The organism is Streptomyces sp. MspMP-M5 (genome assembly GCF_000373585.1).
GTDB lineage: Bacteria > Actinomycetota > Actinomycetes > Streptomycetales > Streptomycetaceae > Streptomyces.
This window is the reverse complement of sequence record NZ_KB891900.1, coordinates 44,023-67,477: the sequence shown is the minus strand read 5'-3', so window position 1 is coordinate 67,477 and position 23,455 is coordinate 44,023. Positions and strand designations below refer to the sequence as shown.

General features: G+C 73.6%; 20 protein-coding genes and 1 pseudogene. 9 read left to right on the top strand and 12 right to left on the bottom strand.

Annotated elements, in window-relative coordinates:
- Positions 1-51: 51 nt before the first annotated feature.
- The 4 genes from B073_RS0122685 to B073_RS0122670 form a co-directional block, all read right to left on the bottom strand.
- Positions 52-1,953: an acetyl/propionyl/methylcrotonyl-CoA carboxylase subunit alpha gene (locus B073_RS0122685; protein ID WP_026247623.1), complete on the bottom strand. Its 1,902-nt coding sequence runs from the start codon at positions 1,951-1,953 to the stop codon at positions 52-54.
- Between the two features lie 71 nt (positions 1,954-2,024).
- The gene (locus B073_RS0122680; RefSeq protein ID WP_018540370.1) at positions 2,025-3,623 is read right to left on the bottom strand and encodes an acyl-CoA carboxylase subunit beta; all 1,599 of its coding nucleotides are present in this window, start codon (positions 3,621-3,623) and stop codon (positions 2,025-2,027) included.
- Complete coding sequence (locus tag B073_RS0122675) at positions 3,620-5,338, bottom strand: acyclic terpene utilization AtuA family protein (protein ID WP_018540369.1); 1,719 nt, start codon at positions 5,336-5,338, stop codon at positions 3,620-3,622. Before B073_RS0122675 ends, B073_RS0122680 begins: the two co-directional genes overlap by 4 nt.
- The gene (locus B073_RS0122670) at positions 5,335-6,138 is read right to left on the bottom strand and encodes a TIGR03084 family metal-binding protein (protein ID WP_018540368.1); all 804 of its coding nucleotides are present in this window, start codon (positions 6,136-6,138) and stop codon (positions 5,335-5,337) included. Before B073_RS0122670 ends, B073_RS0122675 begins: the two co-directional genes overlap by 4 nt.
- A 318-nt stretch (positions 6,139-6,456) precedes the next feature.
- On the opposite strand from B073_RS0122670, the gene B073_RS0122665 reads away from it, so the two are divergent.
- The gene (locus tag B073_RS0122665; protein WP_018540367.1) at positions 6,457-7,479 is read left to right on the top strand and encodes an ETX/MTX2 family pore-forming toxin; all 1,023 of its coding nucleotides are present in this window, start codon (positions 6,457-6,459) and stop codon (positions 7,477-7,479) included.
- A 137-nt stretch (positions 7,480-7,616) separates the two neighbouring features.
- Here B073_RS0122665 and B073_RS0122660 read toward each other — a convergent pair whose 3' ends face one another.
- The 3 genes and pseudogenes from B073_RS0122660 to B073_RS40745 form a co-directional block, all read right to left on the bottom strand.
- Positions 7,617-8,087, bottom strand: a complete 471-nt coding sequence (locus B073_RS0122660) for an NUDIX hydrolase (RefSeq protein ID WP_018540366.1) — start codon at positions 8,085-8,087, stop codon at positions 7,617-7,619.
- A 3-nt stretch (positions 8,088-8,090) separates the two neighbouring features.
- Positions 8,091-8,351: pseudogene (locus B073_RS0122655) on the bottom strand (XRE family transcriptional regulator); the annotation flags it as partial.
- 323 nt (positions 8,352-8,674) lie between these two features.
- The gene (locus B073_RS40745; protein ID WP_078508126.1) at positions 8,675-9,604 is read right to left on the bottom strand and encodes an EamA family transporter; all 930 of its coding nucleotides are present in this window, start codon (positions 9,602-9,604) and stop codon (positions 8,675-8,677) included.
- A 245-nt stretch (positions 9,605-9,849) separates the two neighbouring features.
- On the opposite strand from B073_RS40745, the gene B073_RS0122645 reads away from it, so the two are divergent.
- Positions 9,850-10,707: a LysR family transcriptional regulator gene (locus tag B073_RS0122645; RefSeq protein WP_026247621.1), complete on the top strand. Its 858-nt coding sequence runs from the start codon at positions 9,850-9,852 to the stop codon at positions 10,705-10,707.
- A gap of 114 nt (positions 10,708-10,821) precedes the next feature.
- Here the strand turns inward: B073_RS0122645 and B073_RS0122640 are convergent, their stop codons facing one another.
- Positions 10,822-13,830, bottom strand: a complete 3,009-nt coding sequence (locus B073_RS0122640; protein WP_018540362.1) for an FAD-binding and (Fe-S)-binding domain-containing protein — start codon at positions 13,828-13,830, stop codon at positions 10,822-10,824.
- A 143-nt stretch (positions 13,831-13,973) separates the two neighbouring features.
- On the opposite strand from B073_RS0122640, the gene B073_RS40740 reads away from it, so the two are divergent.
- Entirely contained in the window at positions 13,974-14,207 is a 234-nt protein-coding gene (locus B073_RS40740; protein WP_158690183.1) for a hypothetical protein, read from the top strand.
- A 35-nt stretch (positions 14,208-14,242) separates the two neighbouring features.
- Here B073_RS40740 and B073_RS0122630 read toward each other — a convergent pair whose 3' ends face one another.
- On the bottom strand, positions 14,243-15,697 hold the full coding sequence (locus B073_RS0122630; protein ID WP_018540360.1) for an FAD-binding oxidoreductase: 1,455 nt from the start codon (positions 15,695-15,697) through the stop codon (positions 14,243-14,245).
- A 78-nt stretch (positions 15,698-15,775) separates the two neighbouring features.
- Between B073_RS0122630 and B073_RS0122625 the strand changes: the two genes are divergently transcribed.
- The 5 genes from B073_RS0122625 (at position 15,776) to B073_RS0122605 (ending at position 20,405) form a co-directional block, all read left to right on the top strand.
- Positions 15,776-16,801 (top strand): helix-turn-helix transcriptional regulator, encoded by a 1,026-nt coding sequence (locus B073_RS0122625; protein ID WP_018540359.1) that lies wholly within the window; start codon positions 15,776-15,778, stop codon positions 16,799-16,801.
- Between the two features lie 163 nt (positions 16,802-16,964).
- Positions 16,965-18,083, top strand: a complete 1,119-nt coding sequence (gene serC / locus B073_RS0122620; protein WP_018540358.1) for a phosphoserine transaminase — start codon at positions 16,965-16,967, stop codon at positions 18,081-18,083.
- A 127-nt stretch (positions 18,084-18,210) separates the two neighbouring features.
- Positions 18,211-18,624 carry a PPOX class F420-dependent oxidoreductase gene (locus B073_RS0122615; protein WP_018540357.1) on the top strand — a complete coding sequence of 138 codons (414 nt, stop codon included), beginning with the start codon at positions 18,211-18,213 and terminating at the stop codon, positions 18,622-18,624.
- A 56-nt stretch (positions 18,625-18,680) separates the two neighbouring features.
- Positions 18,681-19,361: a GDSL-type esterase/lipase family protein gene (locus B073_RS0122610; RefSeq protein ID WP_037812384.1), complete on the top strand. Its 681-nt coding sequence runs from the start codon at positions 18,681-18,683 to the stop codon at positions 19,359-19,361.
- Between the two features lie 42 nt (positions 19,362-19,403).
- On the top strand, positions 19,404-20,405 hold the full coding sequence (locus B073_RS0122605; RefSeq protein WP_018540355.1) for an aldo/keto reductase: 1,002 nt from the start codon (positions 19,404-19,406) through the stop codon (positions 20,403-20,405).
- A gap of 183 nt (positions 20,406-20,588) precedes the next feature.
- Here the strand turns inward: B073_RS0122605 and thpR are convergent, their stop codons facing one another.
- The 3 genes from thpR to B073_RS0122585 are packed head-to-tail and all read right to left on the bottom strand — an operon-like array spanning position 20,589 to position 23,079.
- Positions 20,589-21,155, bottom strand: coding sequence for an RNA 2',3'-cyclic phosphodiesterase (gene thpR, locus B073_RS0122595; protein ID WP_018540354.1), 567 nt, complete (start codon positions 21,153-21,155; stop codon positions 20,589-20,591).
- A 58-nt stretch (positions 21,156-21,213) separates the two neighbouring features.
- Positions 21,214-22,611, bottom strand: coding sequence for an MFS transporter (locus tag B073_RS0122590; protein WP_018540353.1), 1,398 nt, complete (start codon positions 22,609-22,611; stop codon positions 21,214-21,216).
- A 30-nt stretch (positions 22,612-22,641) separates the two neighbouring features.
- On the bottom strand, positions 22,642-23,079 hold the full coding sequence (locus B073_RS0122585; protein ID WP_018540352.1) for a MarR family winged helix-turn-helix transcriptional regulator: 438 nt from the start codon (positions 23,077-23,079) through the stop codon (positions 22,642-22,644).
- Between the two features lie 141 nt (positions 23,080-23,220).
- On the opposite strand from B073_RS0122585, the gene B073_RS0122580 reads away from it, so the two are divergent.
- A complete protein-coding gene (locus B073_RS0122580; protein WP_078508124.1) occupies positions 23,221-23,421 on the top strand; it encodes a hypothetical protein in 201 nt (66 codons plus the stop codon).
- Positions 23,422-23,455: the final 34 nt, after the last annotated feature.

The window sequence follows — 23,455 nt, the reverse complement described above, 5'->3', positions numbered from 1 at the left end:
CCTGCGGATCGCGGGTGAGGGGCGGCGCGGGGGCCCGTGGTGCGGCCGGGGTCAGTCGGCGACGACGGCGAGCAGGGTGCCCACCTCGACCTGTCTGCCGGCCCGGACGGGGAGGGCGGTCAGGGTGCCGGCCGCCGGTGCGGTGATCCTGTGCTCCATCTTCATGGCCTCCAGCCACAGCAGCGGCTGGCCGGCCTCCACGCGGTCGCCCTCGGCCAGCCCGTCCGCGATCCGGACGACGGTGCCGGGCATCGGGGCGAGCAGCGAACCGGGCTCCGTACGGGCCGCGGGGTCGGGAAAACGGGGCAGCGCGGTGAACGTGCGGGCGCCCAGGGGCGAGTCGACGTGGACCCGGTCGTCGCCGTAGCGGGCGACCGTGAAGGTCCGCCGCAGTCCGTCGACGTCCAGCACCACCTCGTCCGCGGCCAGGGCGACCAGCCGGACGCCGGGGAAGTCCTCGGCGGTCAGCCCCTCCCGGCCGAGCCGGTAGCGGATCTCGTGGGTGGTGTCCGCGCGGGCGTAGCGCTTGACCTGCGGGCCGGCCGGGAGGTTGCGGTAGCCCCCGAAGCGGGAGCGGCCGTGCGCGTCGGCGAGCGCGGCGGCCAGCGCGCAGAGGGCGTCGCCGGCGGTCTCCGGTGCGGTGAGGGCGGCGAGGTTGCGGTCGTAGAAGCCGGTGTCGAGCCCGGTGGCGGTGGCGAACTCGGGGTGCCGCAGGGAGCGGACCAGCAGTTCGCGGTTGGTGACCGGGCCGTGGATACGGGCCCGTTGCAGGGCGCCCGCCAGTTTGCGGACGGCCTCGGCGCGGGTCGGAGCCCAGGCGATCACCTTGGCCAGCATCGGGTCGTAGTGGACGGTGACGGTGTCGCCGTCACTCACCCCGGAGTCCAGCCGGACGCCGTCCGGTACGGCGATGCGGTGCACGGTGCCGGTCTGCGGCTGCCAGCCGGCCGCCGGGTCCTCCGCGTAGAGCCGGGCCTCGACGGCGTGGCCGTGCGGTTCGGGCAGTACGGCGGGCAGCGGACGGCCCTCGGCGACCGCGATCTGGAGGGCCACCAGGTCCAGCCGGTAGATCTCCTCGGTGACCGGGTGCTCGACCTGGAGGCGGGTGTTCATCTCCAGGAAGTACCCGCGGCCGTCGGGCGAGACCAGGAACTCGACGGTGCCCGCGCCCCGGTAGCCGATGGCCCGTGCGGCCTGGGCGGCGGCCCGGAGCAGGATGTCCCGGAGCGCGTCGGGCAGCCCGGGGGCCGGGGCCTCCTCGACGACCTTCTGGTGGCGGCGCTGGAGCGAGCAGTCGCGGGTGCCGAGCGTCCAGACGTCGCCCTGCGCGTCGGCGAGGACCTGCACCTCGACATGGCGCCCGCCCTCCACATAGGGCTCGGCGAACACCTCGCCGTCCCCGAAAGCGGCCGCCGCCTCCGCCCGCGCCGCCCTCAACTCCCCTTCCAGCTCGGCGAGTTCGCGGACGATCCGCATGCCCCGCCCGCCGCCGCCGGCCGCCGCCTTCACCAGCAGCGGCAGGTCCCCGGCGGCGGCCGCGGCCGGGTCGACCGGGGCCAGCAGCGGCACCCCGGCCGCCGCCATCAGCTCCTTGGCGCGGGTCTTGGAGGCCATCGCCTCGATGGCGGCCGGCGGCGGCCCGATCCACACCAGCCCGGCGTCCGCCACCGCCGCGGCGAACGCCGCGCTCTCGGAGAGGAACCCGTACCCCGGGTGGACCGCGTCCGCCCCGGCCGCCAGCGCCGCCTGCACCAGCAGCGCACCGCGCAGATAGGTGTCCGCGGGCGCCCGGCCCGGCAGCCGCACCGCCAGGTCCGCCTCCCGTACGTGTGCGGCGTCCGCGTCCGCGTCGGAGTACACCGCGACGGTGGCGATGCCCAGTTCGCGGCAGGTGCGGAAGATGCGGCGGGCGATCTCGCCGCGGTTGGCGACGAGCACCGAACGGATCTCCACGCCGCCCTCCGCCCCGGACGCGGCCGCGGCCACGGCCTCGGAATCGCTGGTTGTCACAGGAATCCCCTCCCTCACATCCGGAAGACGCCGAAGCCGCCCCGCACGCCCTCGACCGGCGCGGTGTGCACGGCGGACAGGCACAGGCCGAGGACGGTGCGGGTGTCGCGCGGGTCGATGACGCCGTCGTCGTACAGCCGCCCGGACAGGAACATCGGCAGCGACTCGGCCTCGATCTGCTGCTCCACCATGGCGCGCAGCGCCGCGTCGCCCTCCTCGTCGTACGGCTGCCCCTTCGCTTCGGCGGAGGCGCGGGCCACGAGGGAGAGCACCCCGGCGAGCTGCTGCGGCCCCATCACCGCCGACTTGGCGCTCGGCCAGGCGAACAGGAACCGCGGGTCGTAGGCCCGCCCGCACATCCCGTAGTGCCCGGCCCCGTACGAGGCGCCCATCAGGACGGAGAGGTGCGGCACCCGCGAGTTCGACACCGCGTTGATCATCATCGCGCCGTGCTTGATGATGCCGCCCTGCTCGTACTCCCTGCCGACCATGTAGCCGGTGGTGTTGTGCAGGAAGATCAACGGGATGTCCCGCTGGTTGGCCAACTGGATGAACTGTGCGGCCTTCTGGGACTCCGCGCTGAACAGCACGCCCCGGGCGTTGGCGAGAATCCCGACCGGATAGCCGTGCAGTTCCGCCCACCCGGTTGCCAGGCTCGCCCCGTACAGCGGCTTGAACTCGTCGAAGTCGGAGCCGTCGACGATCCGGGCGATCACCTCGCGCGGGTCGAAGGGGGCCCTGAGGTCGCCGGGGACGATGCCCAGCAGCTCTTCCTCGTCGTACTCGGGCGGCACGGCCGGGCCCGGATCGGCGTGCGCCTTGCGCCAGTTGAGGCGCGCCACCACCCGGCGCGCCTGCCGCAGCGCGTCCGGTTCGTCGATGGCGAAGTAGTCCGCGAGCCCCGACGTCCGGGCGTGCATCCCGGCGCCGCCCAGCGACTCGTCGTCGCTCTCCTCGCCGGTCGCCATCTTCACCAGCGGCGGCCCGCCGAGGAAGACCTTGGCCCGCTCCTTCACCATGATCACGTGGTCCGACATCCCGGGGACGTACGCGCCGCCGGCCGTCGAGTTGCCGAAGACCACCGCGACCGTCGGAATCCCGGCCGCCGACAGCCGCGTCAGGTCCTTGAAGAGCGCCCCGCCGGGGATGAAGATCTCCTTCTGGCTCGGCAGGTCGGCGCCACCGGACTCCACCAGGCTGACCACCGGAAGCCGGTTGGCGAACGCGATCTCGTCGGCCCGCAGCGCCTTCTTCAGCGTCCACGGATTGCTCGCCCCGCCGCGTACCGTCGGGTCGTTGGCGGTGATCAGGCACTCCACGCCCTCGATCACCCCGATGCCGGTGACCAGCGACGCCCCCACCGCGTAGTCGCTGCCCCAGCCGGCCAGCGGCGACAGTTCCAGGAACGGCGTGTCGGGGTCCAGCAGCAGCTCGATCCGCTCCCGGGCCGGCAGCTTGCCCCGCCCGCGGTGCCGGGCCACGTACTTCTCGCCCCCGCCGGCCAGCGCCCTGGCATGCTCGGCCGCCACCTCCCCGAGCTTCTCCAGCATCGCCGCCCGCCGCTCGGCGTACTCGGCCCCGGCCGGATCCAGCGCGCTCCGCAGGACGGTCACAGCAAAACCTCCGGTATCTCCACATGACGGGAGCGCAGCCACTCCCCCAGCGCCTTGGCCTGCGGATCGAACCGGGCCTGCGAGGCGACGCCCTCGCCCAGCAGCCCGTCCACCGTGAAGTTCAGCGCCCGCAAACGGGGCAGCACCTCCCGTCGCACCGCCAACCCGGCGGTCTCCGGCAGGAGTTCACGCAGCCGCTCGACGGTGAGGGCGTGCGCCAGCCACCGCCATCCGTCGTCCGTCCGGGCCCACACCCCGACGTTGGCCGAGCCGCCCTTGTCGCCGCTGCGCGCCCCGGCGACGAGCCCCAGGGGCGCCCGCCGGACCGGCCCGTCCGGCAGCGGCTCCGGAAGCTCCCCCACCACGGCCTCCGGCTCGTCCGCCGACGCGGGCCCGGGCGCGATCGCCACCCGCTCCCCGTCCGGCAGCACCGCCACCTGCTGGACATCCTCCGCCGGCACATACGCCGCCTCGAACACCCCGTACGGGGCGCCCTTCCCCGGCGGCGCCGTCACATGGAAGCCCGGGTAACTGGCCAGCGCCAGCTCGACCGCGGCGCCGCTGACGGCCCGCCCGACGGCCTCGGCATCCGGGTCCCGCACCACCAGCCGCAGCAGCGCACTCGCTTCCTCCTGCACCCCCGCATCGGCGTGATCGGTCCGCGCCAGCGTCCAGGTCACCTCCCGCGGACGGCCCCCGGCCCGCTCCAACGCCTCGTCCAACTGCCCGCGCACCAGCTCGGCCTTGGCCTCGATCCCGAGGCCGGTGAGCACGAACACCACCTCGTTGCGCCAGCCGCCCATCCGGGTCAGCCCGACCTTCAGCGTCGCCGGCGGCGCCTCGCCCCGCACCCCGTCGATCCGTACCCGGTCCGGCCCGTCCGCCGCGAGCCGTACGGTGTCCAGCCGCGCCGTGACGTCCGGCCCCGGATAGCGGGCGCCGGCCGTCTCGTAGAGCAGCTGGGCGGTCACCGTGCCCACCGTCACCGCTCCCCCGGTCCCCGGGTGCTTGGTGATCACGGCACTGCCGTCCGCACGGACCTCCGCCAGCGGAAACCCCGGCCGCCGCACGTCCCCCAACTCCTCGAAGAACGCGTAGTTCCCGCCCGTCGCCTGCGCCCCGCACTCCAGCACATGCCCCGCGACCACCGCCCCCGCCAGCCGGTCGTGATCGTCCGCCGCCCAGCCGAAGTGCGCCGCGGCCGGCCCGCTGACCAGCGCCGCGTCCGCCACCCGCCCGGTGACCACGACATCCGCCCCGGCCCGCAGACACGCCGCGATCCCCGCACCCCCCAGATAGGCGTTGGCGGTGAGCACACCCTCGCCCCACCCCCGCCCCAGCAGCTCGTCCCCCTCGACGTGCGCGACCCGCACCGGCACCCCGACCCGCGCACTCAACTCCCGTACCGCGTCGGCCAGTCCGGCCGGATTCAGCCCACCCGCATTCGTCACGATCTTCACGCCCCGCTCGACGGCGAGCCCCAGCCCCTCCTCCAGCTGCCGCAGAAACGTCCTGGCGTAGCCGAGCCGCGGGTCCTTCAGCCGGTCCCGCCCGAGGATCAGCATCGTCAGCTCGGCCAGATAGTCCCCGGTCAGCACGTCCAGCGGCCCGCCGGTCAGCATCTCCCGCACCGCCTCGAACCGGTCGCCGTAGAACCCCGACGCATTCCCGATCCGCAACGGCTCCGCGACCGCCTCCGGCCCGGGCCCCCTCATCGCCGCACCTCGCCCGGCCGCCGCCCCGCCCCCGCCGGCCCCGCGAAGGACTGCGCGATGCCCAACCACCGCTCGGCGTCCGCCCCCACCGCCACCAGGGAGACCTCGTCCCGGTGCGCCCGCTGCGTCACCAGCAGGCAGAAGTCCAGCGCCGGCCCGCTCACCCGCTGCGCCGCGCCCTCCGGCCCGAACGCCCACGCCTCGCCGCCGGGCCCCGTCAACTCGACCCGGAACTCCTCCCCCGGCGGCGTCAGCCCGTGCACCGCATACGCGTAGTCCCTGGCCCGCACCCCGATCCGGGCCACATGCCGCAACCGGGCCGTCGGCACCCGCCGCACCCCCAGCGCGTCCGCCACGTCCTGCCCGTGCGCCCAGGTCTCCATCAGCCGCCCGGTGGCCATCGACGCCACGCTCATCGGCGGCCCGTACCACGGCAGTTTCCCGCCCTGGGGCTGTACCGCCAGTACCTCCAGCAGCTCGGCCCGGCTCGCCCGCCACCGCGCCAGCAGCTCGGCGGGCGCCGACCGCGCGCCCCGCTCGGCCCCCTCGTCCACGAACGTCTCCGGCGCGGCGAGCGCCGCCTCCACCTCCCGCCCGAACCCCTCGGGATCGACCGCCGACTGCACGGCCCGCTCGTCCGTCCACAACAGGTGCGCGATCTGATGCGCGATGCTCCATCCGGCGGCCGGGGTCGCCCGCCCCCACTCCGCTTCCGGCAGCCCCGCCACCAGCCCGTCCACTTCCTCACCCTCGGCCAGCAGGTCCGCCAGGACCTCCCGAACCTCCCGCGGATCGGCCATCGCACGCTCTCCTCACCCACGCCCGACGCCCATATCCCTTACGGACAGGGCATGTTGACACACCGTCACGTTGACAGCTGTTGCGGTGATGCGCGCACCGAGGGTGGCAGCACCCCCAGAAACAATCAAGCACGCCTGCATGATTTCTTGCCATGGCGCGCCACGGCGAACGGGCCGCCCCCGCCCGCGCATGTGCCCCGGTTGCGCGCCACATCCACGATTTCGGGACCAAAGTCCCTATGTGCGACCGAAGATCGCCGATTGCATTGCTTCCCAAGACAGTTCCCCTGTTCCGCCCCCTCGGATTGGGACCCTCTCATGACCCATGTCTCCCGCCGCCGCCTCCTCGCCGCCGTCCCCGCCGCCGGCCTCGCGGCGGCCGTCCCGGTATCCCTCGCGACCGCGGGCACCGCCGCCGCGGCATCCGGCCGGCCGAACGCCGCCCCGGCCACCCCGCCCCGCAAGGCGGCCGCCCTCTCCCTCCAGGAGATCACCGACAAGTGGGGCACCTGGATGGCCCGGGAACGCTTCCCCGGCTCCCACGGCTGCCGCTTCACCGCCTCCACGGACTACGGACAGCGCGGCGAGCTGGGCGCCTACCACAAGTACCAGGTGAGCACGGAGTACCGCGGCATCACCTACGACCCCAAGGCCCCCTCGCCCATACCGGGCCAGGTCAGCTCCGTCACCACCAACTACCGCAACGGCTCCGCCGTCGAGCAGCAGGTCATCTACAAGCAGAGCAAGACGACCGAGCAGGATCTGCGGATCTCCGTGACCGAGTCGCTGAAGATCGGCGTCTCCATGGAGGTCTCGGCGGAGATCCCGGCCGTGGCCAAGGTGTCCGAGACCACGTCGATCGAGACGAACCTCTCCTCGACCCAGGAGTACACCCACAAGGAGACCCAGAACTGGGGCGTCGACCTCCCGCTCAAGATCCCGGCCAAGTCGGCCATCGAGGCGTCCCTGGTCATCGGCACCCAGAAGTACGACATCGACTGGACGGCCACGGTCGGCATGTCGGGAGCCGTGGCGATCTGGTTCAACGACAAGGTCGATCTCAACCACGACGGCGACTACCACTGGCTGTGGTTCGTCCCCATCGAGGAGGTGTTCCGCGACTGCCGCGCCCACGGCATCGCCGACACCACCGGCTACGAGATCACCGCCGGCGGCGTGGACGCCTTCGCCGGCGGAAAGTTCGCCGGCGGCCAGGGCGTGGCCGTCAACGTCAACGTCGTCCAAAAGGACCTCGACGGCCGCACCAAGCGCAGCGCCCCCCGATCCCTCCCGGTCCCCCTCACCCAGAACGGCAAACGAGCCGTCCACGCCGGCCGGTAGCCCCTGGGCGGCACACTGTCATCAGCCGGCAGCAGCCTCAGAGATGACGATGACGAGTCGGGCTTCTGGGAATGACCGACAGCGGAGCCCCCTTGTTCGTCTCCCTGCGTCCGGGCGACGAGTGCGGGGGCTTTGCACTATCCCAGATAAGGCATCGGCCGATCCTCCAGAAAGTGTTGGAGCCGTAGCCGCTGGGTGTGATGCATGGGAAGCGCGTGGAGTTCGCCGGGCTCCACGAAGCGGACCTCCGTGCTCTCGTCGGAGACGGTCAGCGAGCCGCCGACGATACGCGCCCGAAAGCACACATTGAACTGCCGCCTCACCTCCCCGTCGCTGTACGCGATGATGTGGCGCGGGTCGGTGTACGTGCCGATCAGTCCCGTGATCTCCACGTCGTAGCCGGTCTCTTCCTTGACCTCCCGCACGGCCGTTCCCGGTAGCGAGTCGGTGATGTCCATTCCGCCGCCCGGCAGCGCCCAGAAGTCATTGTCTCGGCGGCGCTGCAGCAGGATTCGCCCTTTGTCGTCGGTCACGACCGCTGAAGCAGCGACGACGAGGCTGTTCGGCTTCGGCGCGTCGGCATCGTCGTAGTACTCGGTGCGTGCCACTTTCTAGCCTTCCTGTACAGGCGTTGCCTGATCCCATACGGCGTTGAAGCTCTCCACGTAGCTGTCGAACATCCCGCCGCCGCTGTCTCGCCGCAGGTGCCATACGGGTGCGCCGTACGCGTTTACGCCCCAGACGTGCGCGTTGACCAACATCTGATCGTCGCTGCGGTAGAGGCTGTTGTAGAGGGTTGTGCCGTGCGTCCGAAGTTCGACCCCGGACACCCCGAGCAATCGCCGGTAATGCATGAGCGCGAGTCGACAGCGACGACCACGCGCACCGACCCACCGGCATCGGCCTCCGCCCACCCGTCTCCCACCCACTCACGGGAGGGGACGGGCCGGAGGGGCAGGGGTGTGCCGGACGTAAAGCGAAGCAGTCCGGCACACCCCTGCCCCGGAGGCCCGTCACCGCGGCCGAACAGCCCCGCGCAGCGGCACCGCGCCGCAGGCGCAAAAGCAACCCACGGCGGGCAAGCCGAAACGTGAGAGCCGGGCCAAACGCAGCGGACACCGCGCCGCAGGCGCACAAGGCGAACCCCACGGCGGGACAGCCGACAACGTGGGAAGCCAGCCAAGCGCAGCGGAACTCAGCGCCGCGTTCCGCCCAGTACCGCCCCCGCGCTGGCCACCACCACCAGGCCGATCGCCACCAGTTCGAGCCACCCCAACGCCTGCCCCAGCACGAGGAACCCGGCCGTGGCCGCCGCGGCCGGCTCCAGGCTCATCATCACCGCGAACCCGGACGCGGGCAGCTTGCGCAGCGCGAGCAGCTCCAGCGTGTACGGCATGACCGACGACAGCAGCGCCACGGCGGCTCCCAGCCCCAGCGTCACCGGGTCCAGCAGCGCCGCCCCGGCGCTCGCCACCCCGAGCGGCAGACTCAGCACCGCCGCCACCGTCATCGCCAGCGCCAGCCCGTCCGCCTGCGGGAACCGCTGTCCGGTGCGCGCCGACAGCAGGATGTACGCGGCCCACAGCCCACCGGCGGCCAGCGCGAAACCGGCCCCGGTGAGATTCAGTCCGTCGAGCCCTGCACGCCCCAGCAGCACCACACCGCCCAGTGCCAGCACTGCCCACACCACGCTCAGCAGCCGCCGCGACGTCACCACGGAGAGGATCAGCGGGCCGAGGAACTCCAGGGTGACCGCGGCGCCGAGCGGAATCCGGTCCAGCGCCTGGTAGAAAAGCGAATTCATCGCGACCAGCGCGACACCGAAGGCGACGACCGTGGCCCAGTCTCCCCGCGTGTAGCCCCGCACCCTCGGCCGGCAGGCGACGAGCAACACCAGCGCCGCCACGACCAGCCGCAAGGTGACGACGCCCAGCGCACCGGCCCGCGGGAACAGCAGCACCGCCACCGACGCCCCGAACTGCAGCGAGACGATCCCGCCGATGACCAGCCCCACCGACACCAGCCGACCACGCGGCCGCGCCCCCGCCGCCCCCGCCGTCCCGGGCCCCACCCCATGGGCCGCGGCCTCCGCCTCAGCCGACCGCACCTCTGGCGAGGGCGGCACGGGCTGCGGTATCCCGGAGCCGCACGCACCGGCAGAGGACGCACCGGAAGAGGAGACTGCGGACGAGGACACTGCGGAAGGGGACGCTGCGGAGGAGGAATCGGCGGAAGCAGGATCGACGGAAGAAGCGGAAGCAGACTGGGCGGACGACCCGAACGGCGCGGAGGAAGCATTCACATCCCCACGCTACGACCCGCGTTCGCGCACGTGAAATGCCATTTCGCCGGTTGTTATGCTCCGCACGCATGAGCCTTGAGGTGCGTCATCTCCGCTGCTTTCTCGCCATCGCCGACACCCTCAGCGTGACCCGCGCCGCCGAACGCCTCCACCTCACCCAGCCCGCCGTCTCCCGCACCCTCCGCCAGCTGGAGGAGACGTTGAGGGTCTGCCTCGTCGAGCGCACCACCCACCATCTCGCGCTCACCCCGGACGGCCTCGCCTTCCGCGACCGGGCGGCGCTCGCCGTCTCCGCCTTCGACCGTGCCCTGGCCTACGGCCGCCGCACCGGCTGGCCGCTCCGGCTGGGCCACGCCTGGTCGGCGGCGGGCGCGGAGACCACCACGCTGCTGCGCCGCTGGCACGAGGAACACCCGGAGACGCCCCTGGAACTCCTGCGGATCGACGACCGTACGGCCGGCCTCGTCCGCGGCGACGTGGACGCGGCCCTGCTCCGCGGTGAGGTCACCGCCCCCGGTCTGATCACCGAGGCGCTGACGACCGAGCCCCGGGTGGCCGGCCTCCCCGCCGACGACCCGCTGGCCGGCCGCCCGGCCCTCTCCCTCACCGACCTCTCCTCGCGCACCATCGCCCTCAACACCGTCTCCGGCATCACCGGCCTCGACCTCTGGCCCGCCGACGCCCGCCCCACATCCACGATCACCATCGGCAACACCGACGACTGGATCGCCGCCATCACGGGCGGCCGCGCGGTGGGTGTCACGACCTCCGCCACCGCCGGAATGCATCCGCACCCGGCGATGGCCTACGTCCCGCTGACCGACGCGCCACCCGTACCCGTCGTGATCGCCTGGCGCGACGGCCCCGGCCACCCCCGCATCCCCGACCTGGTGGCGCTGGCACGCGAGGTCATGGGACAGGGGTAGCGGGCGGCCCCTGTGCCCGGCCCCTCTGCCCGGTCCGTCAATCCAGCCCGTCAGTCCTCCCCTCCCCTCCCCTCTCCCCCCCACCCCCACCGCCTCCGCCTCCGCCTCCCGGTCTCACCTCCCTTCCTCCGCCTCACCGCCCTTCTCCGTCTCCGCGGCGTCCAGGGCCTCCGCCAGGACCTCCGCGAGGTGGCGGCCCGGGCGCTCCCCGAGCTGGGCGAGCTGTGTCCGGCAGGAGAAGCCGTCGGCGAGGATTTCGGCGTGCGGGGCGGCCTGGCGGACGGCGGGGAGGAGTTGGTCCTCGGCGCAGGCCGCCGAGACGTCGTAATGGCCCCGTTCAAAGCCGAAGTTGCCGGCCAGGCCGCAACAGCCGCCGCTCAACGTCCCGGTCAGGCCGGCGCGTTCACGCAGCCGGCGGTCGGCGGCGTCGCCGAGGACGGCGTGCTGGTGGCAGTGGGTCTGGCCGGCGACCGGGCGGTCGATGCGGGGCGGGGTCCAGTCGGGGGCCAGTTCCTCCAGCACTTCGGCGAAGGTGCGGACGGCGGCGGCGAGCCGGGCGGCCCGGGGGTCGTCGGCGAGCAGCTCCGGCAGGTCCGTGCGGAGCGCCGCGGCGCAGCTCGGTTCGAGGACGACCAGGGGGCGGCCTGGGCCCACCAGGGGGCCGAGCACCTCCACCGTCCGGCGCATGACGGCCCGGGCCTGGGTGAGTTGGCCGGTGGAGACGTAGGTCAGGCCGCAGCAGAGGCCGCGGCGGTGGAGGCGGGGCAGCGGGAGCGACGGGCGCGTCACCAGGGGCGCCGTGGGCGGGAGCAGGGGCCGTAGTCCGGCGGCTTCCAGGACACGGACGGCGGCCCGCCCCACCTCCGGCGACAGGTAGTTGGTGAAGGTGTCGGGCCAGAGGACGACCCTGCGGCCGGACGCCGGCGCACCCGCCGTGGCGCGCCGGCGCCGCCACCACCACCGGCGGAAGGTCTCCCTCGCGAGCGCCGGAATCTCCCGCTCCGGGGCGATACCGGCGAGCCGCTTGGCGGCCGCGGCCAGCGGGGTGCGGGCGAGGGCGTTGAGCACCGGTGCGGCGGGGGCGGCGGCGCGCAGCCACTGGGGCAGGCGGCCCATGGCGTAGTGGGCGGCGGGGCGGAGCCGGCCCGCGTAGTGGTGGTGCAGGAACTCCGCCTTGTAGGTGGCCATGTCGACGCCCACGGGGCAGTCGCTGCGGCAGCCCTTGCAGGACAGGCACAGGTCGAGGGCGTCGCGCACCTCCGGGGAGCGCCAGCCGTCGGTGACCACCTCACCGGCGAGCATCTCGTGCAGCAGCCGGGCGCGGCCGCGGGTGGAGTGCTGCTCCTCGCCGGTGGCCCGAAAGGACGGGCACATGACGTCCGTCGATCCTGAACCCAGCTTTTCCGTACGGCACTTGGCGACGCCGACGCAGCGGCGGACGGCGGCGGAGAAGTCGCCGTCGTCGTGCGGATAGCCGAACTCCACCGGGACCGGGCGCTTGGGCAGCGGGGCGAAGCGGAGGTTGTCGTCGAGGCGGTCGGGGCGGACCAGCATGCCGGGGTTGAGGCCCGCGGCCGGGTCCCAGAGGTCCTTGAACCGGCCGAAGAGGCCGACCAGTTCCTCGCCGTACATCGCCGGGAGGAGTTCGGCGCGGGCCTGGCCGTCGCCGTGCTCGCCGGAGAGCGAGCCGCCGTGCGCCACCACTAGGGCGGCGAGGTCGGTGGAGAACTCCCGGAAGCGGCGGATGCCGGGCGGGGTGAGCAGGTCGAAGTCGATCCGGACGTGGATGCAGCCGTCGCCGAAGTGGCCGTAGGGGGTGCCGCGCAGGCCGTGCTGGGCGAGCAGGGCGCGGAAGTCCCGCAGATACGGGCCGAGTCGGGCGGGCGGGACGGCGCAGTCCTCCCAGCCGGGCCATGCCTCGCTGCCATCGGGCATCCGGGTCGCGGTCCCGGAGGCGTCCTCGCGAATCCGCCACAGGGCGCGCTGGCCGGCCGGGTCGGTGACGAGGGTGTGGCCGGTGGCGCCGTCGGCCCGCGCCGCGCGGCACAGCGCCTCGGCCCGGGCGGCGGCCTCGGCGCGGCTCGCCCCGCCGGTCTCGACGAACAGCCAGGCGCCGCCGTCCGGGAGCCCGGTGGCGTCCTTGCCGACGAGGTCGGCGGCCATGCCCTCGACGGTCAGCGGGCTGTACGGGAGGAGGGTGTGCGCGGCCTCGGCGGCGGCGCTCTCGTCGGGGTAGGCGAGGACGGCCAGCGCGCGGGCCGCGGGGGCCTCGACGAGCCGGACCGCGGCCTCGGTGACGACGCCGAGGGTGCCCTCGCTGCCGGTGAGGGCGCGGGCCAGGTCGGTGCCGGCCTCGGGGAGCAGGGCGTCCAGGGCGTAACCGGAGATGCGGCGCGGGAGGCCGGCCGGATAGCCGGTGCGCAGCAGCGCCAACTCCCCGTCCACCAGGGCCTTGACGCCGTCGCGCAGGCGGGGCGGGAGGCCGGTGGGGCGGCCTTCGGGGTCGGTGCCGCGGCCGGCCCGGACCGCCTCGCCGCCGTAGGTGAGCACCTCCAGGGTGCGGACGTTGTCGGCGGTGGTGCCCCAGGCCACGGAGTGCGAGCCGCAGGAGTTGTTGCCGATCATGCCGCCGAGGGTGCAGCGGCTGTGGGTGGAGGGGTCGGGGCCGAAGGTCAGGCCGTGCGGGGCGGCCGCGGCCCGGAGGTCGTCGAGGATGACGCCGGGCTGGACGACGGCGGTGCGGACCTCGGGGTCCAGTGCGACGATCCGGCGCATATGGCGGGTGAAGTCCAGGACGGCGCCGAAGCCGGTGGCCTGCCCGGCGATGCTGGTGCCGGCGCCGCGCGGCACGACCGGGACGCCGCGGGCACGGCAGATCCGCAGCGCCGCGGCGACATCCTCGGCGTCCCGGGGCGCCACCACCACCTCCGGGACCCGCCGGTAGTTGGACGCGTCCATCGTCATCAGGGCGCGGTCCGCGGCGGCGGCCGAGACCTCGCCCCGTATGGCCGTGGCCAGTTCGCGCGCCAGGTCCCGGCGGGCGGTCGCCGCCTCGTCCGCCGCCCGCCCGCCCGTGCCGGGTCCGCCGCCGTTCCGCTTGTCCGTCTCCGTGCGATCAGCCATGTCCCCAGACTGCACTTGGAGGGAGGGGGCACGGCAAGGGCTGTGGACAACGGTGTGGCGGTCACCCACGACATATCCAGGGGACGTCCAGGGCGCGCGCAGGACATGCCCATGACACTATCCGCGCCCTTAGCATGGGCCGCATGAGCGACAGCGCATCCGGTGGTGCCTCCCACGACACATCCCACCACTCCCAACACCACCACACCCATCACACGCACCACCACTCCCACTCGTCCGACGACTCCTCGCCCTGGCAGCCGCACCATTCCTCCGGCGGCCACCTGTCGTCGCTGGACACGCTGCGCCGCGCGGCCCGGTGGGAGACCCTCGCCCTCCTCGTCGCACTGATCGTCCTGGCGGCCGTCTTCAGCTAGGACCTGGGCACGCCGTGGGAGGGTGCCCGCGAGGCTCACACCCCGTACGGATGGAACCGGAACACGTTCTCCGGGTCGTGGGCGGCCTTGAGGCCCGCCAGCCGGGACCGGGCCGCCGTGCCGTGGGTGCTGCGGGCCACCTCGGCCGCGTCCGCCCGCCCCCGCTGCTCGCCGAGGAGGAAGTTGACGCTGCGGCCGAGCCGCCAGGGCTCCACGGCCGCCAACACCTCGGCGTGTACGGCCCGCACGGTCGCCAGGTCGCCCTCGGGGTCGGCGTCGCCCAGCGGGGAGAGCACCCGCAGCGCGAACCGGGCCTCCCGGTGGCCCACCGCACCGGCCCCGCCGCCGCCCACCGGGCCGGTCGCCAGCGCGCCGCCCAGGTGGTTCAGCTGCGCCACCACCATCACCGGGGCGGCCGGCCCGGCCAGCTTCGCCACCCGGTGCAGCGCCGCCGCGTCCAGGTCGCGGAGCAGCACGTTGTCGCCGTTGTACGCGTGCGGGTCGCTGGGGTCGCGGTGGATGGTGTGCGACTCCTCGTAGGGCATCTCGCGCAGGTCGTCGGAGACCGCCGGGCCGACCGCGCGCAGCGGCGCCACCAGGCGCTCGCCGTCCTCGGCGGTGCCGGTGAAGGCGATCCGGATCTGGAGGAGGTGGCGGCCGCGCAGCGGGGCCGGCAGCTGCGGCAGGTCGGGGTAGACGATCAGGCCGAGCGAGGAGGTCAGGGTGTCCGGGACGGTCTCGGTCCAGCGCAGGTAGGCGGCGAGCGCGGCGTCGATCTGCTCGGCGCCGAAGACGAGTTGACCCCCGTAGAGCCGCGCGACCGGCATCAGCCCGAACTCCATGCCGGTGACCACCCCGAGGCCGTGCCCGCCGCCGAGCAGGCCCCAGAAGAGGTCGGGTTCGGTCTCGGCGGTGACCCGGACCCGGCGCGCGTCGGCGGTGACCAGGTCGATCGACCGGACGTGGTCGGCGGCGAAACCGTAGGTGCGGGCCAGCACCCCGACGCCGCCGCCGAGGGTGTACGAGACCACGCCGACGCCGGGCGAGGAGCCGTTGAGCGGGGCGAGCCCGTGCGGCGCGGCGGCCTCGACGACCTGGCCCCAGACGACACCCGCGGCGACCCGTGCGGTGCCGGCCGCCGGGTCCACGGTGACCTCGGTCATCCGCCGGGTGCTGATGAGCAGCCCGCCGTCGGTGGCGGTGGACAGCCCGTGCCCGGTGGCCTGGACGGCGACCGGCAGCCGCCGGGCACGGGCGAAGCCGACCGCGGCGGCCACGTCGGCGGCGTCCACCGCGCCGACGATCACGGCGGGGCGGTGCCGGTACCCGGCCTGGTATCCGGAGCGCTCGGCGTCGTACCCCTCGTCACCGGGGCGGAACACGGGGCCGCGGACCTGCCGTACGAGGTCGGCGAGGGCGTCCGGGGCGAGCCGGGCGGGCACGGTGGCCGGGCGGTGCGGGGCGGTGGCGAGTGCGTCGGTCGTCGTCATGCAGCGCACTCTCCGGCAATAACCTGACACCCGCCGTCATATTTAGAACGCGGCCGGGGAGCGGGATATAACCCAGGGGTGAAGGCCGACCGACTGCTCTCGATCCTGCTGCTCCTGCAGACCCGCGGCCGGGTCCCGGCGAGCGAACTGGCCGCCCGCCTGGAGGTCTCCACCCGCACCGTCTACCGCGACATCGAGGCACTCTCGGCATCCGGGGTACCGGTCTACGCCGAGCGCGGCCGGCACGGCGGGATCGCGCTGCTGCCCGGCTACCGCACCGACGTCACCGGTCTGACCACCGACGAGGCCCGGGCGCTGTTCGTCCTGGCGGCGCAGGGCGCGCACCACGCACTCGGCCTCGACGAGGCGCTGGGCTCGGCGCTGCGCAAGGTGATGGCGGCGCTGCCGGCCCCGCACCGCCCGGCCGCCGAACTCGTCGGCCGCCGCGTCCTGGTGGACCCCGACCGCTGGCTGAGCGGGCCCCGCCCGGCCGTGGACCTGGACGAGCTGCAGACCGCCGTCTTCACCGACCGGCGGCTGCGCATCCGCTACCGGCACAGCGGCGAGCCCCGGCCGCGCACCTACACCGTCGACCCGTACGGGCTCGTCGCCAAGGCCGGCACCTGGTACCTGGTCGCCGACCGGCGCGGCCGGCCGCAGCTGTTCCGGGCCGACCGGGTGGCCGCGGCGGCCGTCACCGACGCCCCGGTACGGCGGCGGCCGGGCGCAGAACTGGCGGACGTCTGGGCGCACTTGCGGCAGCAGGTGGAGGAGCGGCCGGCGCCGGTACGCGTGACCGCCCGGATCCGCCGGGAACGCCTGGACATGGCGGTACGCATCCTGGGCCCCACGCTGACCGCGCCACCTCGTACGGAGGCCGGCGGGGACCCCCGGGCCGACGGGACGACCGCCGCCGGAGCCCCCGCCGAAGACCCCGCCGACGGCTGGGCCATCCTGGAACTCGGCTACCCAGTACTCGCCGCCGTCCGTCAACTGCTCCAGTTCGGCGACTCCCTGGAGGTCCTGGACCCACCCGAGGCGCGCCGCGTCCTGGCCGACGCCGCGGCCGCGCTCACGGACCTCTACGCGGCGGACCGCCCTTGAGGCAGGCGTGCCCGATGGGTTTGAGGCAGCGTGCCCGATGGGTCAGCCGCACCCGTGACACCCCGTGTCCGCTGTCCGCTGTCCGCGTCCACACTCCGACCGGCCGTCATCTCACCCGCTGGACGCGCCACCCGGCCCCCGCGCGACCCCTTAGGCTGCCCCCGTGGCTGATATCGAGATCCCCGCTGACCTCAAGCCCGCCGACGGACGCTTCGGCGCGGGCCCCTCCAAGGTGCGTACGGAGGCGCTCGACGCGCTGGCCGCCACCGGTTCCTCGCTGCTCGGCACCTCGCACCGCCAGGCCCCGGTCAAGAACCTGGTCGGCAAGGTGCGGCAGGGCGTGCGCGACCTCTTCCAGCTCCCCGAGGGCTACGAGGTCGTCCTGGGCAACGGCGGTTCCACCGCGTTCTGGGACGTCGCGACGCACGGCCTGATCGAGAACAAGTCGCAGCACCTCTCCTTCGGCGAGTTCTCCTCGAAGTTCGCCAAGGCCGCCAAGCTGGCGCCCTGGCTCGCCGAGCCCACCGTCATCTCGGCCGACCCGGGCACCCACCCGGAGCCGGCCGCCGAGGCGGGCGTGGACGTCTACGCCTTCACCCACAACGAGACCTCGACCGGTGTCGCGGCCCCGATCCGGCGGGTGGCCGGCGCCGACGAGGGCGCGCTGGTGCTGGTCGACGCCACCTCCGGCGCCGGCGGCCTCCCGGTGGACATCACCCAGACCGATGTCTACTACTTCGCGCCGCAGAAGTCCTTCGCCTCGGACGGCGGCCTCTGGCTCGGCGTCTTCTCCCCGGCCGCCCTGGAGCGCGCCCGCGCGATCCACGCCTCCGGCCGCCACGTCCCGGAGTTCTTCTCGCTCCCCACCGCGATCGACAACTCCCTGAAGAACCAGACGTACAACACCCCCTCCCTCGCCACCCTCTTCCTGCTCAACGAGCAGCTGGAGTGGATCAACGGCCAGGGCGGCCTGGACTGGTCGGTCCGCCGCACCGCCACCTCCTCGCGCACCCTCTACGGCTGGGCCGAGGACTCCAAGCACGCCACCCCCTTCGTCACCGACCCGGCGAAGCGCTCGCAGGTCATCGGCACGATCGACTTCAACGACGACATCGACGCGGCGGCGATCGCCAAGACGCTGCGCGCCAACGGCATCGTCGACACCGAGCCGTACCGCAAGCTGGGCCGCAACCAACTGCGGATCGCGATGTTCCCGGCCATCGACCCGGCGGACGTCGAGGCGCTGACGGCCTGCATCGACTACGTCATCGACCGCCTCTGACGGCATCTGACGGCATCTGACGGCACCACCACACCGGCACGGGCGGGCCCCGGCGGACACGGCGCACGGCGCCCCCGCCGGGGCCCGCCCGCATGACGAATCGGGTGGAATGTGCCTCCATGGAGGCATGAGGACCTCCCCCAGCCCCGGTCTCGCCCCCTTCGAGAAGCAGACGACGATCCTGCTGACCACGTACAAGAGGGACGGCACCGGGGTCGGCACCCCGGTCAATGTGGCGGTGGACGGCGACCGTGCCTACTTCCGCACCGTCGGCGGCGCCGGCAAGGTCAAACGGATCCGGAACTTCCCCGAGGTGGAGTTCTGCGCCTCGACCTGGCGCGGGCGCCCGATCGGACCGCCCGTCCGGGCCCGGGCCCGGCTGCTTGCCCCGGACACCCGCGAAAACCGGCGCGCCGAGCGGTCGTTGACCCGCAAGTACCCGCTGATCCACGGGCTGGTGGCGCCGCTCGTCCACCGGCTGCGCCGGGAGCCGACGCTCCACTACGAACTGCGGCTGATCGAGGACGCACCCCCGGCTTAGGGCGGCGTGGCCAGCGTCACGTACCCGACGGTAGCGTTCTCGGACATCATGGCCGGATGAGGATCATGTGCGTCGGGGACTCGATGACGATCGGCAGCTCCGGCGACTTCACGTGGCGCTACCGGATGTGGCAGCACCTCACGGCCACGTACCCAGGCCCCTGCGCCCTCGTCGGCCCGCGCACCGGCCTCCACGACCCGGCCACCGGCGACGCGGACTCCTTCGCCTACGCCGATGCGGCCTTCCCCGAGAAGGCCCGCCGCCACCTGGCCGGCTGGGGCGAGGGCTGGCTGCACATGGCGCCGCTGATCGAGGACGCGGTCCGCGCGCACCGGCCCGACACCCTGCTGGTCTCCCTGGGCCTGATCGACCTCGGCTTCTACACCGACCCCGAGCAGACCGCGGAGAACGTCCGGCGCTTCGTGGCCGGCGCACGGGCCGCCCGCCCGCACATCAGGGCGGTGCTGATGCCCGTGATAGCCAACGTACGGGCCCTGGGCGACCCGGAGTTCGGCGCCCAGTGCACGCGCTTCAACGAACTGCTGGCCAAGGCGGTGGCCGACCTCTCCACGCCCGCCTCGCCGCTGCTGCTGGCCTCCGAGCCGGCCGGCTGGTACCTCGACCGGGCGACCTACGACGGCACCCACCCCTCACCGCACGGCGAGCACCTGCTGGCCGGGGCGTTCGCCGACGCACTGCACCAGGCGTGGGACGTCGGCGGCCCGTACGCGCCCTGACCCCTTGCCTCGGGCACGCTCCAAGGGCTTGGCTGGACGGCCATGGAGTACACGCAGCTGGGACGCACCGGACTCAAGGTCAGCCGCCTCGTCCTCGGGACGATGAACTTCGGACTGCAGACCGACGAGGCCGGCAGCCACCGCATCATGGACGCCGCGCTGGACGCGGGCATCAACTTCTTCGACACCGCCAACGTCTACGGCTGGGGCGAGCACAAGGGCCGCACCGAGGAGATCATCGGCTCGTGGTTCGCCCAGGGCGGCGGGCGGCGCGAGAAGACCGTGCTGGCCACCAAGGTGTACGGGAACATGGCACCGGACGGCACACCGTCCTGGCCCAACCACGACCGGCTCTCCGCGCTCAGCATCCGCCGGGCGGTGGACGCCAGCCTCCGGCGCCTGGACACCGACCACATCGACCTCTACCAGTTCCACCACGTCGACCGGGCCACCCCCTGGGACGAGATCTGGCAGGCCGTCGACGTCCTCGTCCAGCAGGGGAAGATCCTCTACGCCGGGTCGTCGAACCACGCCGGCTGGCACCTCGCGCAGGCCAACGAGGCGGCCGCGCGCCGCGGTTCGTACGGTCTGGTCAGCGAGCAGTGCCTCTACAACCTCGTCGAGCGGCGGGCCGAGATGGAGGTCGTCCCGGCCGCCCAGGGCTACGGACTCGGCGTGATCCCCTGGTCGCCGCTGCACGGCGGGCTGCTGGGCGGGGCGCTCCGCAAGGAGCGGGAGGGCACCGGATCGGCTCGCTCGACCTCCGGCCGGTCCGCGGCCGCCCTGGCCGACCCGGCGGTCCGGGCGCAGATCCGGTCCTACGAGGACCTCGTCGGCGAACACGGCCTGGAGCCGGGCGAGGTGGCGCTGGCGTGGCTGCTCACCCGGCCCGGGGTGACCGGCCCGATCGTGGGCCCGCGCACCGCCGACCAGCTCGCCTCCGCAGTGCGCGCGGTGGAGCTGGCACTGCCGGCGGAGCTGCTGGCGGGCCTGGACGAGGTCTTCCCGGGACCGGGGCCGTCACCGGAGGCGTTCGCCTGGTGAGCCGGGCGAGACGGGTGCGCGGGTGAGGCGGGTGGGCCGGGTGCGCGGCGTCAGCGCAGCGCCGCCGCCACGACGACGACGATCAGCAGCACGGCGAGCAGCCCGGACATGATCCGGTTACGGGTCTTGGGATCCACCCTTTGAGCGTAACCGGGGCCGGACGGGGCGCCGCACCGGCCCGGCTCAGCCGCCCAGCGGCCACCGGGCGACCGGTGCGTAGTGCGGCTGGGCGCCCGGGACGCCGGGCGCCGGCGGGTGGCTGCGCATCAGCGCCATCTCCCGGACCGTCCAGGGGCTGCCGGCGAAGTCGGCGAGGGCCGCCGCGTACGGGACGAGGTCGAGATGGCCGGTGCGGCTCCGGGCGAGGGTGAGGTGCGGGGTGTACGGGCGGTGCTCGCCCATCCGCAGGCCCGTCCGGCGGCCGGCCGCCTCGGCGGCGTCCGCGAGGTGCCGCATCGCGGGCCGGTCGCCGTCCGCGCCGGCCCACACCACCCGGTCGCCGAACCGGCCGCCGCCGGCGATCCGCAGCTCGTACGGGGCGTGCCGGCCGGCGGCGCGGGCCAGCCGCTCCTGGAGTTCGGGCAGGTCCGCGTCGGGCACCTCGCCGTAGAAGGCGAGGGTGAAGTGCCAGCCGTCGTGGCCGGTCCAGCGCAGCCGGTCGGCATCCGGCAGCCGCTTCAAGTGGCCCACCACCGAGGCGAGTTGGCCGAGGGAGTGGTCCGGTGGCAGCACGGCGGCGAAGAGTCTCATGGGGCCAGTGTTGCCCCCGCCTCGCCGCCGTGCCCGGTGAACGGCACGGCGTGCCGGGCTACGCTGCGGCCGCCAGCTTCTGCTCCGGGGCCTCGTCGCCCACCCCGGCGGCGCCCATGCGCGGCACGAACGCCACATGCTGGTGGCCGCGCCGCAGGTCGATCTTGAGGCGGAGTCCGCCGGACCGGGCCAGGGCCAGGCCGACCAGGGCCGCGGCCGCCATGGAGACCACACCGCCGGCGAGGAAGCCGAACCGCGGGCCGTAGGCGTCGGTGACCCAGCCGACCAGCGGCGCGCCGAGCGGCGTCCCGCCCATGAAGACCATCATGAACAGGCTCAGCACCCGGCCGCGCATGGCCGGGTCGGTGGCCATCTGGACGCTGGAGTTGGCGGTGACGTTGATCGTCAGGCCCACCAGGCCGATCGGGGCGAGCAGCGCCGCGAAGACCCAGAAGCCGGGCGCCAGCGCCGCGACGCACTCCAGCAGGCCGAAGACCAGCGCCGCACCGACCAGCATCCGCAGCCGGGAGCCGGAGCGGCGGGCCGCGAGCAGCGCACCGATCAGCGAACCGGCCGCCATCAGGCCGTTGAACAGCGCGTAGGTGCCGGCGCCGGCGTGGAAGACCTTGTAGGTGAAGGCGGTCAGCCAGATCGGGAAGTTGAAGCCGAAGGTGCCGATGAAGCCGACCAGGACGATGGGCCAGATCAGCTCGGGGTGGTCGCGGACGTAGGCCAGGCCCTCCCGCAGCTGTCCCTTGCTGCGCGGGACGCGGTCCGCCTTGTGGAGCTCGGCGGTGCGCATCATCAGCAGACCGGTGATCGGGGCGAGGAACGACAGGCCGTTGAAGAGGAACGCCCAGCCGCTGCCGAGGGCGGTGATCAGCACGCCGGCGACGGCCGGGCCGATCAGCCGGGCGGACTGGAAGTTGGCGGAGTTCAGGCTGACGGCGTTGCGCAGGTCCCGCCGGCCGACCATCTCGGAGACGAACGCCTGCCGGGCCGGGTTGTCGACGACGGTGACCAGGCCGAGCAGGAAGGCGCCGGCGTAGACGTGCCAGACCTGGACCTGGCCGCTGAGGGTGAGCCCGGCCAGCGCCAGGCCGGTCAGGCCCATCGCGGACTGGGTGCACAGCAGCAGCCTGCGCTTGGCGAAGCGGTCGGTGAGCACGCCGCCGTAGAGGCCGAAGAGGAGCATCGGCAGGAACTGCAGCGCGGTGGTGATGCCGACCGCGCCGGACGAGCCGGTGAGGCTGAGCACCAGCCAGTCCTGGGCGATGCGCTGCATCCAGGTGCCCGTGTTGGAGACCACCTGGCCGGTGGCGAAGAGGCGGTAGTTGCGTATCCGGAGCGAGCTGAACATGCCCGTGCGGGCGGGGGCGTCGGCTCCGGTGTCGGGGGCGGGGGTGTCGTCGGGGTTCGGTGCGGGGGCGGAGTGTGCTCCGGATCCCGTACTCAAAGTGGGTTCGCCTCCTTCAAGGTCCTGCGGCTACAGCTGTGCGAGTTTCTCCAGTACAGGCGCGGCGTCCCGCACCTTGGCCCACTCGTCCGCGTCCAGCCCGGAGGCCAGCTCGGCGAGCCAGGCGTTGCGCTTGCGGCGGCTCTCCTCGAGCATCGCCTCGGCCTGTTCGGTCTGGGTGACCACCTTCTGGCGGCGGTCGTCGGGGTGCGCCTCCAGCCGGACCAGTCCCTTGGCCTCCAGCATCGCCACGATCCGGGTCATGGACGGCGGCTGGACATGCTCCTTGCGGGCCAGCTCGCCGGGCGTGGCGCGGCCGCAGCGGGCGAGGGTGCCGAGCACCGACATCTCGGTGGGGCTGAGCGACTCGTCGACCCGCTGGTGCTTCAGTCGGCGCGAGAGCCGCATCACGGCGGACCGCAGGGAATTCACGGCGTCAGCGTCGGCGCCGTTGGACAGTTCCGGCATGGTCTTTAGCATAGCTCATTAGCCTCTCTAAGGAAAGCGCCGGTCCGGTCCCCCGCGAGGAGGAACCAGGCATCACCCGTACGAGTGAGGACGTCGCGAAAAGCGACACACCTGACCACGCAATGCGGGGACCGTGTCGGTATGGGATCGGGAGTGCTCAGCCTGCGCATGGACGGGGAGCTGCTGGAGCGCCTTCGGCAGCATGCCGCAAAACGCGGAATGAGCGTCCAGGACTATGTCGTCCGGACGCTCATCCGCGAGGATTTCGATGAACGGCTGTCGAGCGCGGTCGACGCCACCGAGCGGCTGCACGGCTGGGGCCCGGCGCCCAGGCCCTCGTGACGGGCCCCGCCGGACCGGCGCCGCGCGCCGGCGC

What these genes read in the sequence shown, in the direction of transcription:
- B073_RS0122675 (WP_018540369.1), bottom strand. Translation starts at nt 5,338, where the DNA reads ATGAGGGGGCCCGGGCCGGAGGCGGTCGCGGAGCCGTTGCGGATCGGG.
- B073_RS0122670 (WP_018540368.1), bottom strand. Translation starts at nt 6,138, where the DNA reads ATGGCCGATCCGCGGGAGGTTCGGGAGGTCCTGGCGGACCTGCTGGCC.
- B073_RS0122665 (WP_018540367.1), top strand. Translation starts at nt 6,457, where the DNA reads ATGACCCATGTCTCCCGCCGCCGCCTCCTCGCCGCCGTCCCCGCCGCC.
- B073_RS0122645 (WP_026247621.1), top strand. Translation starts at nt 9,850, where the DNA reads ATGAGCCTTGAGGTGCGTCATCTCCGCTGCTTTCTCGCCATCGCCGAC.
- B073_RS0122640 (WP_018540362.1), bottom strand. Translation starts at nt 13,830, where the DNA reads ATGGCTGATCGCACGGAGACGGACAAGCGGAACGGCGGCGGACCCGGC.
- B073_RS40740 (WP_158690183.1), top strand. Translation starts at nt 13,974, where the DNA reads ATGAGCGACAGCGCATCCGGTGGTGCCTCCCACGACACATCCCACCAC.
- B073_RS0122630 (WP_018540360.1), bottom strand. Translation starts at nt 15,697, where the DNA reads ATGACGACGACCGACGCACTCGCCACCGCCCCGCACCGCCCGGCCACC.
- B073_RS0122615 (WP_018540357.1), top strand. Translation starts at nt 18,211, where the DNA reads ATGAGGACCTCCCCCAGCCCCGGTCTCGCCCCCTTCGAGAAGCAGACG.
- B073_RS0122610 (WP_037812384.1), top strand. Translation starts at nt 18,681, where the DNA reads ATGAGGATCATGTGCGTCGGGGACTCGATGACGATCGGCAGCTCCGGC.
- B073_RS0122605 (WP_018540355.1), top strand. Translation starts at nt 19,404, where the DNA reads ATGGAGTACACGCAGCTGGGACGCACCGGACTCAAGGTCAGCCGCCTC.
- thpR (WP_018540354.1), bottom strand. Translation starts at nt 21,155, where the DNA reads ATGAGACTCTTCGCCGCCGTGCTGCCACCGGACCACTCCCTCGGCCAA.
- B073_RS0122585 (WP_018540352.1), bottom strand. Translation starts at nt 23,079, where the DNA reads ATGCCGGAACTGTCCAACGGCGCCGACGCTGACGCCGTGAATTCCCTG.
- B073_RS0122580 (WP_078508124.1), top strand. Translation starts at nt 23,221, where the DNA reads ATGGGATCGGGAGTGCTCAGCCTGCGCATGGACGGGGAGCTGCTGGAG.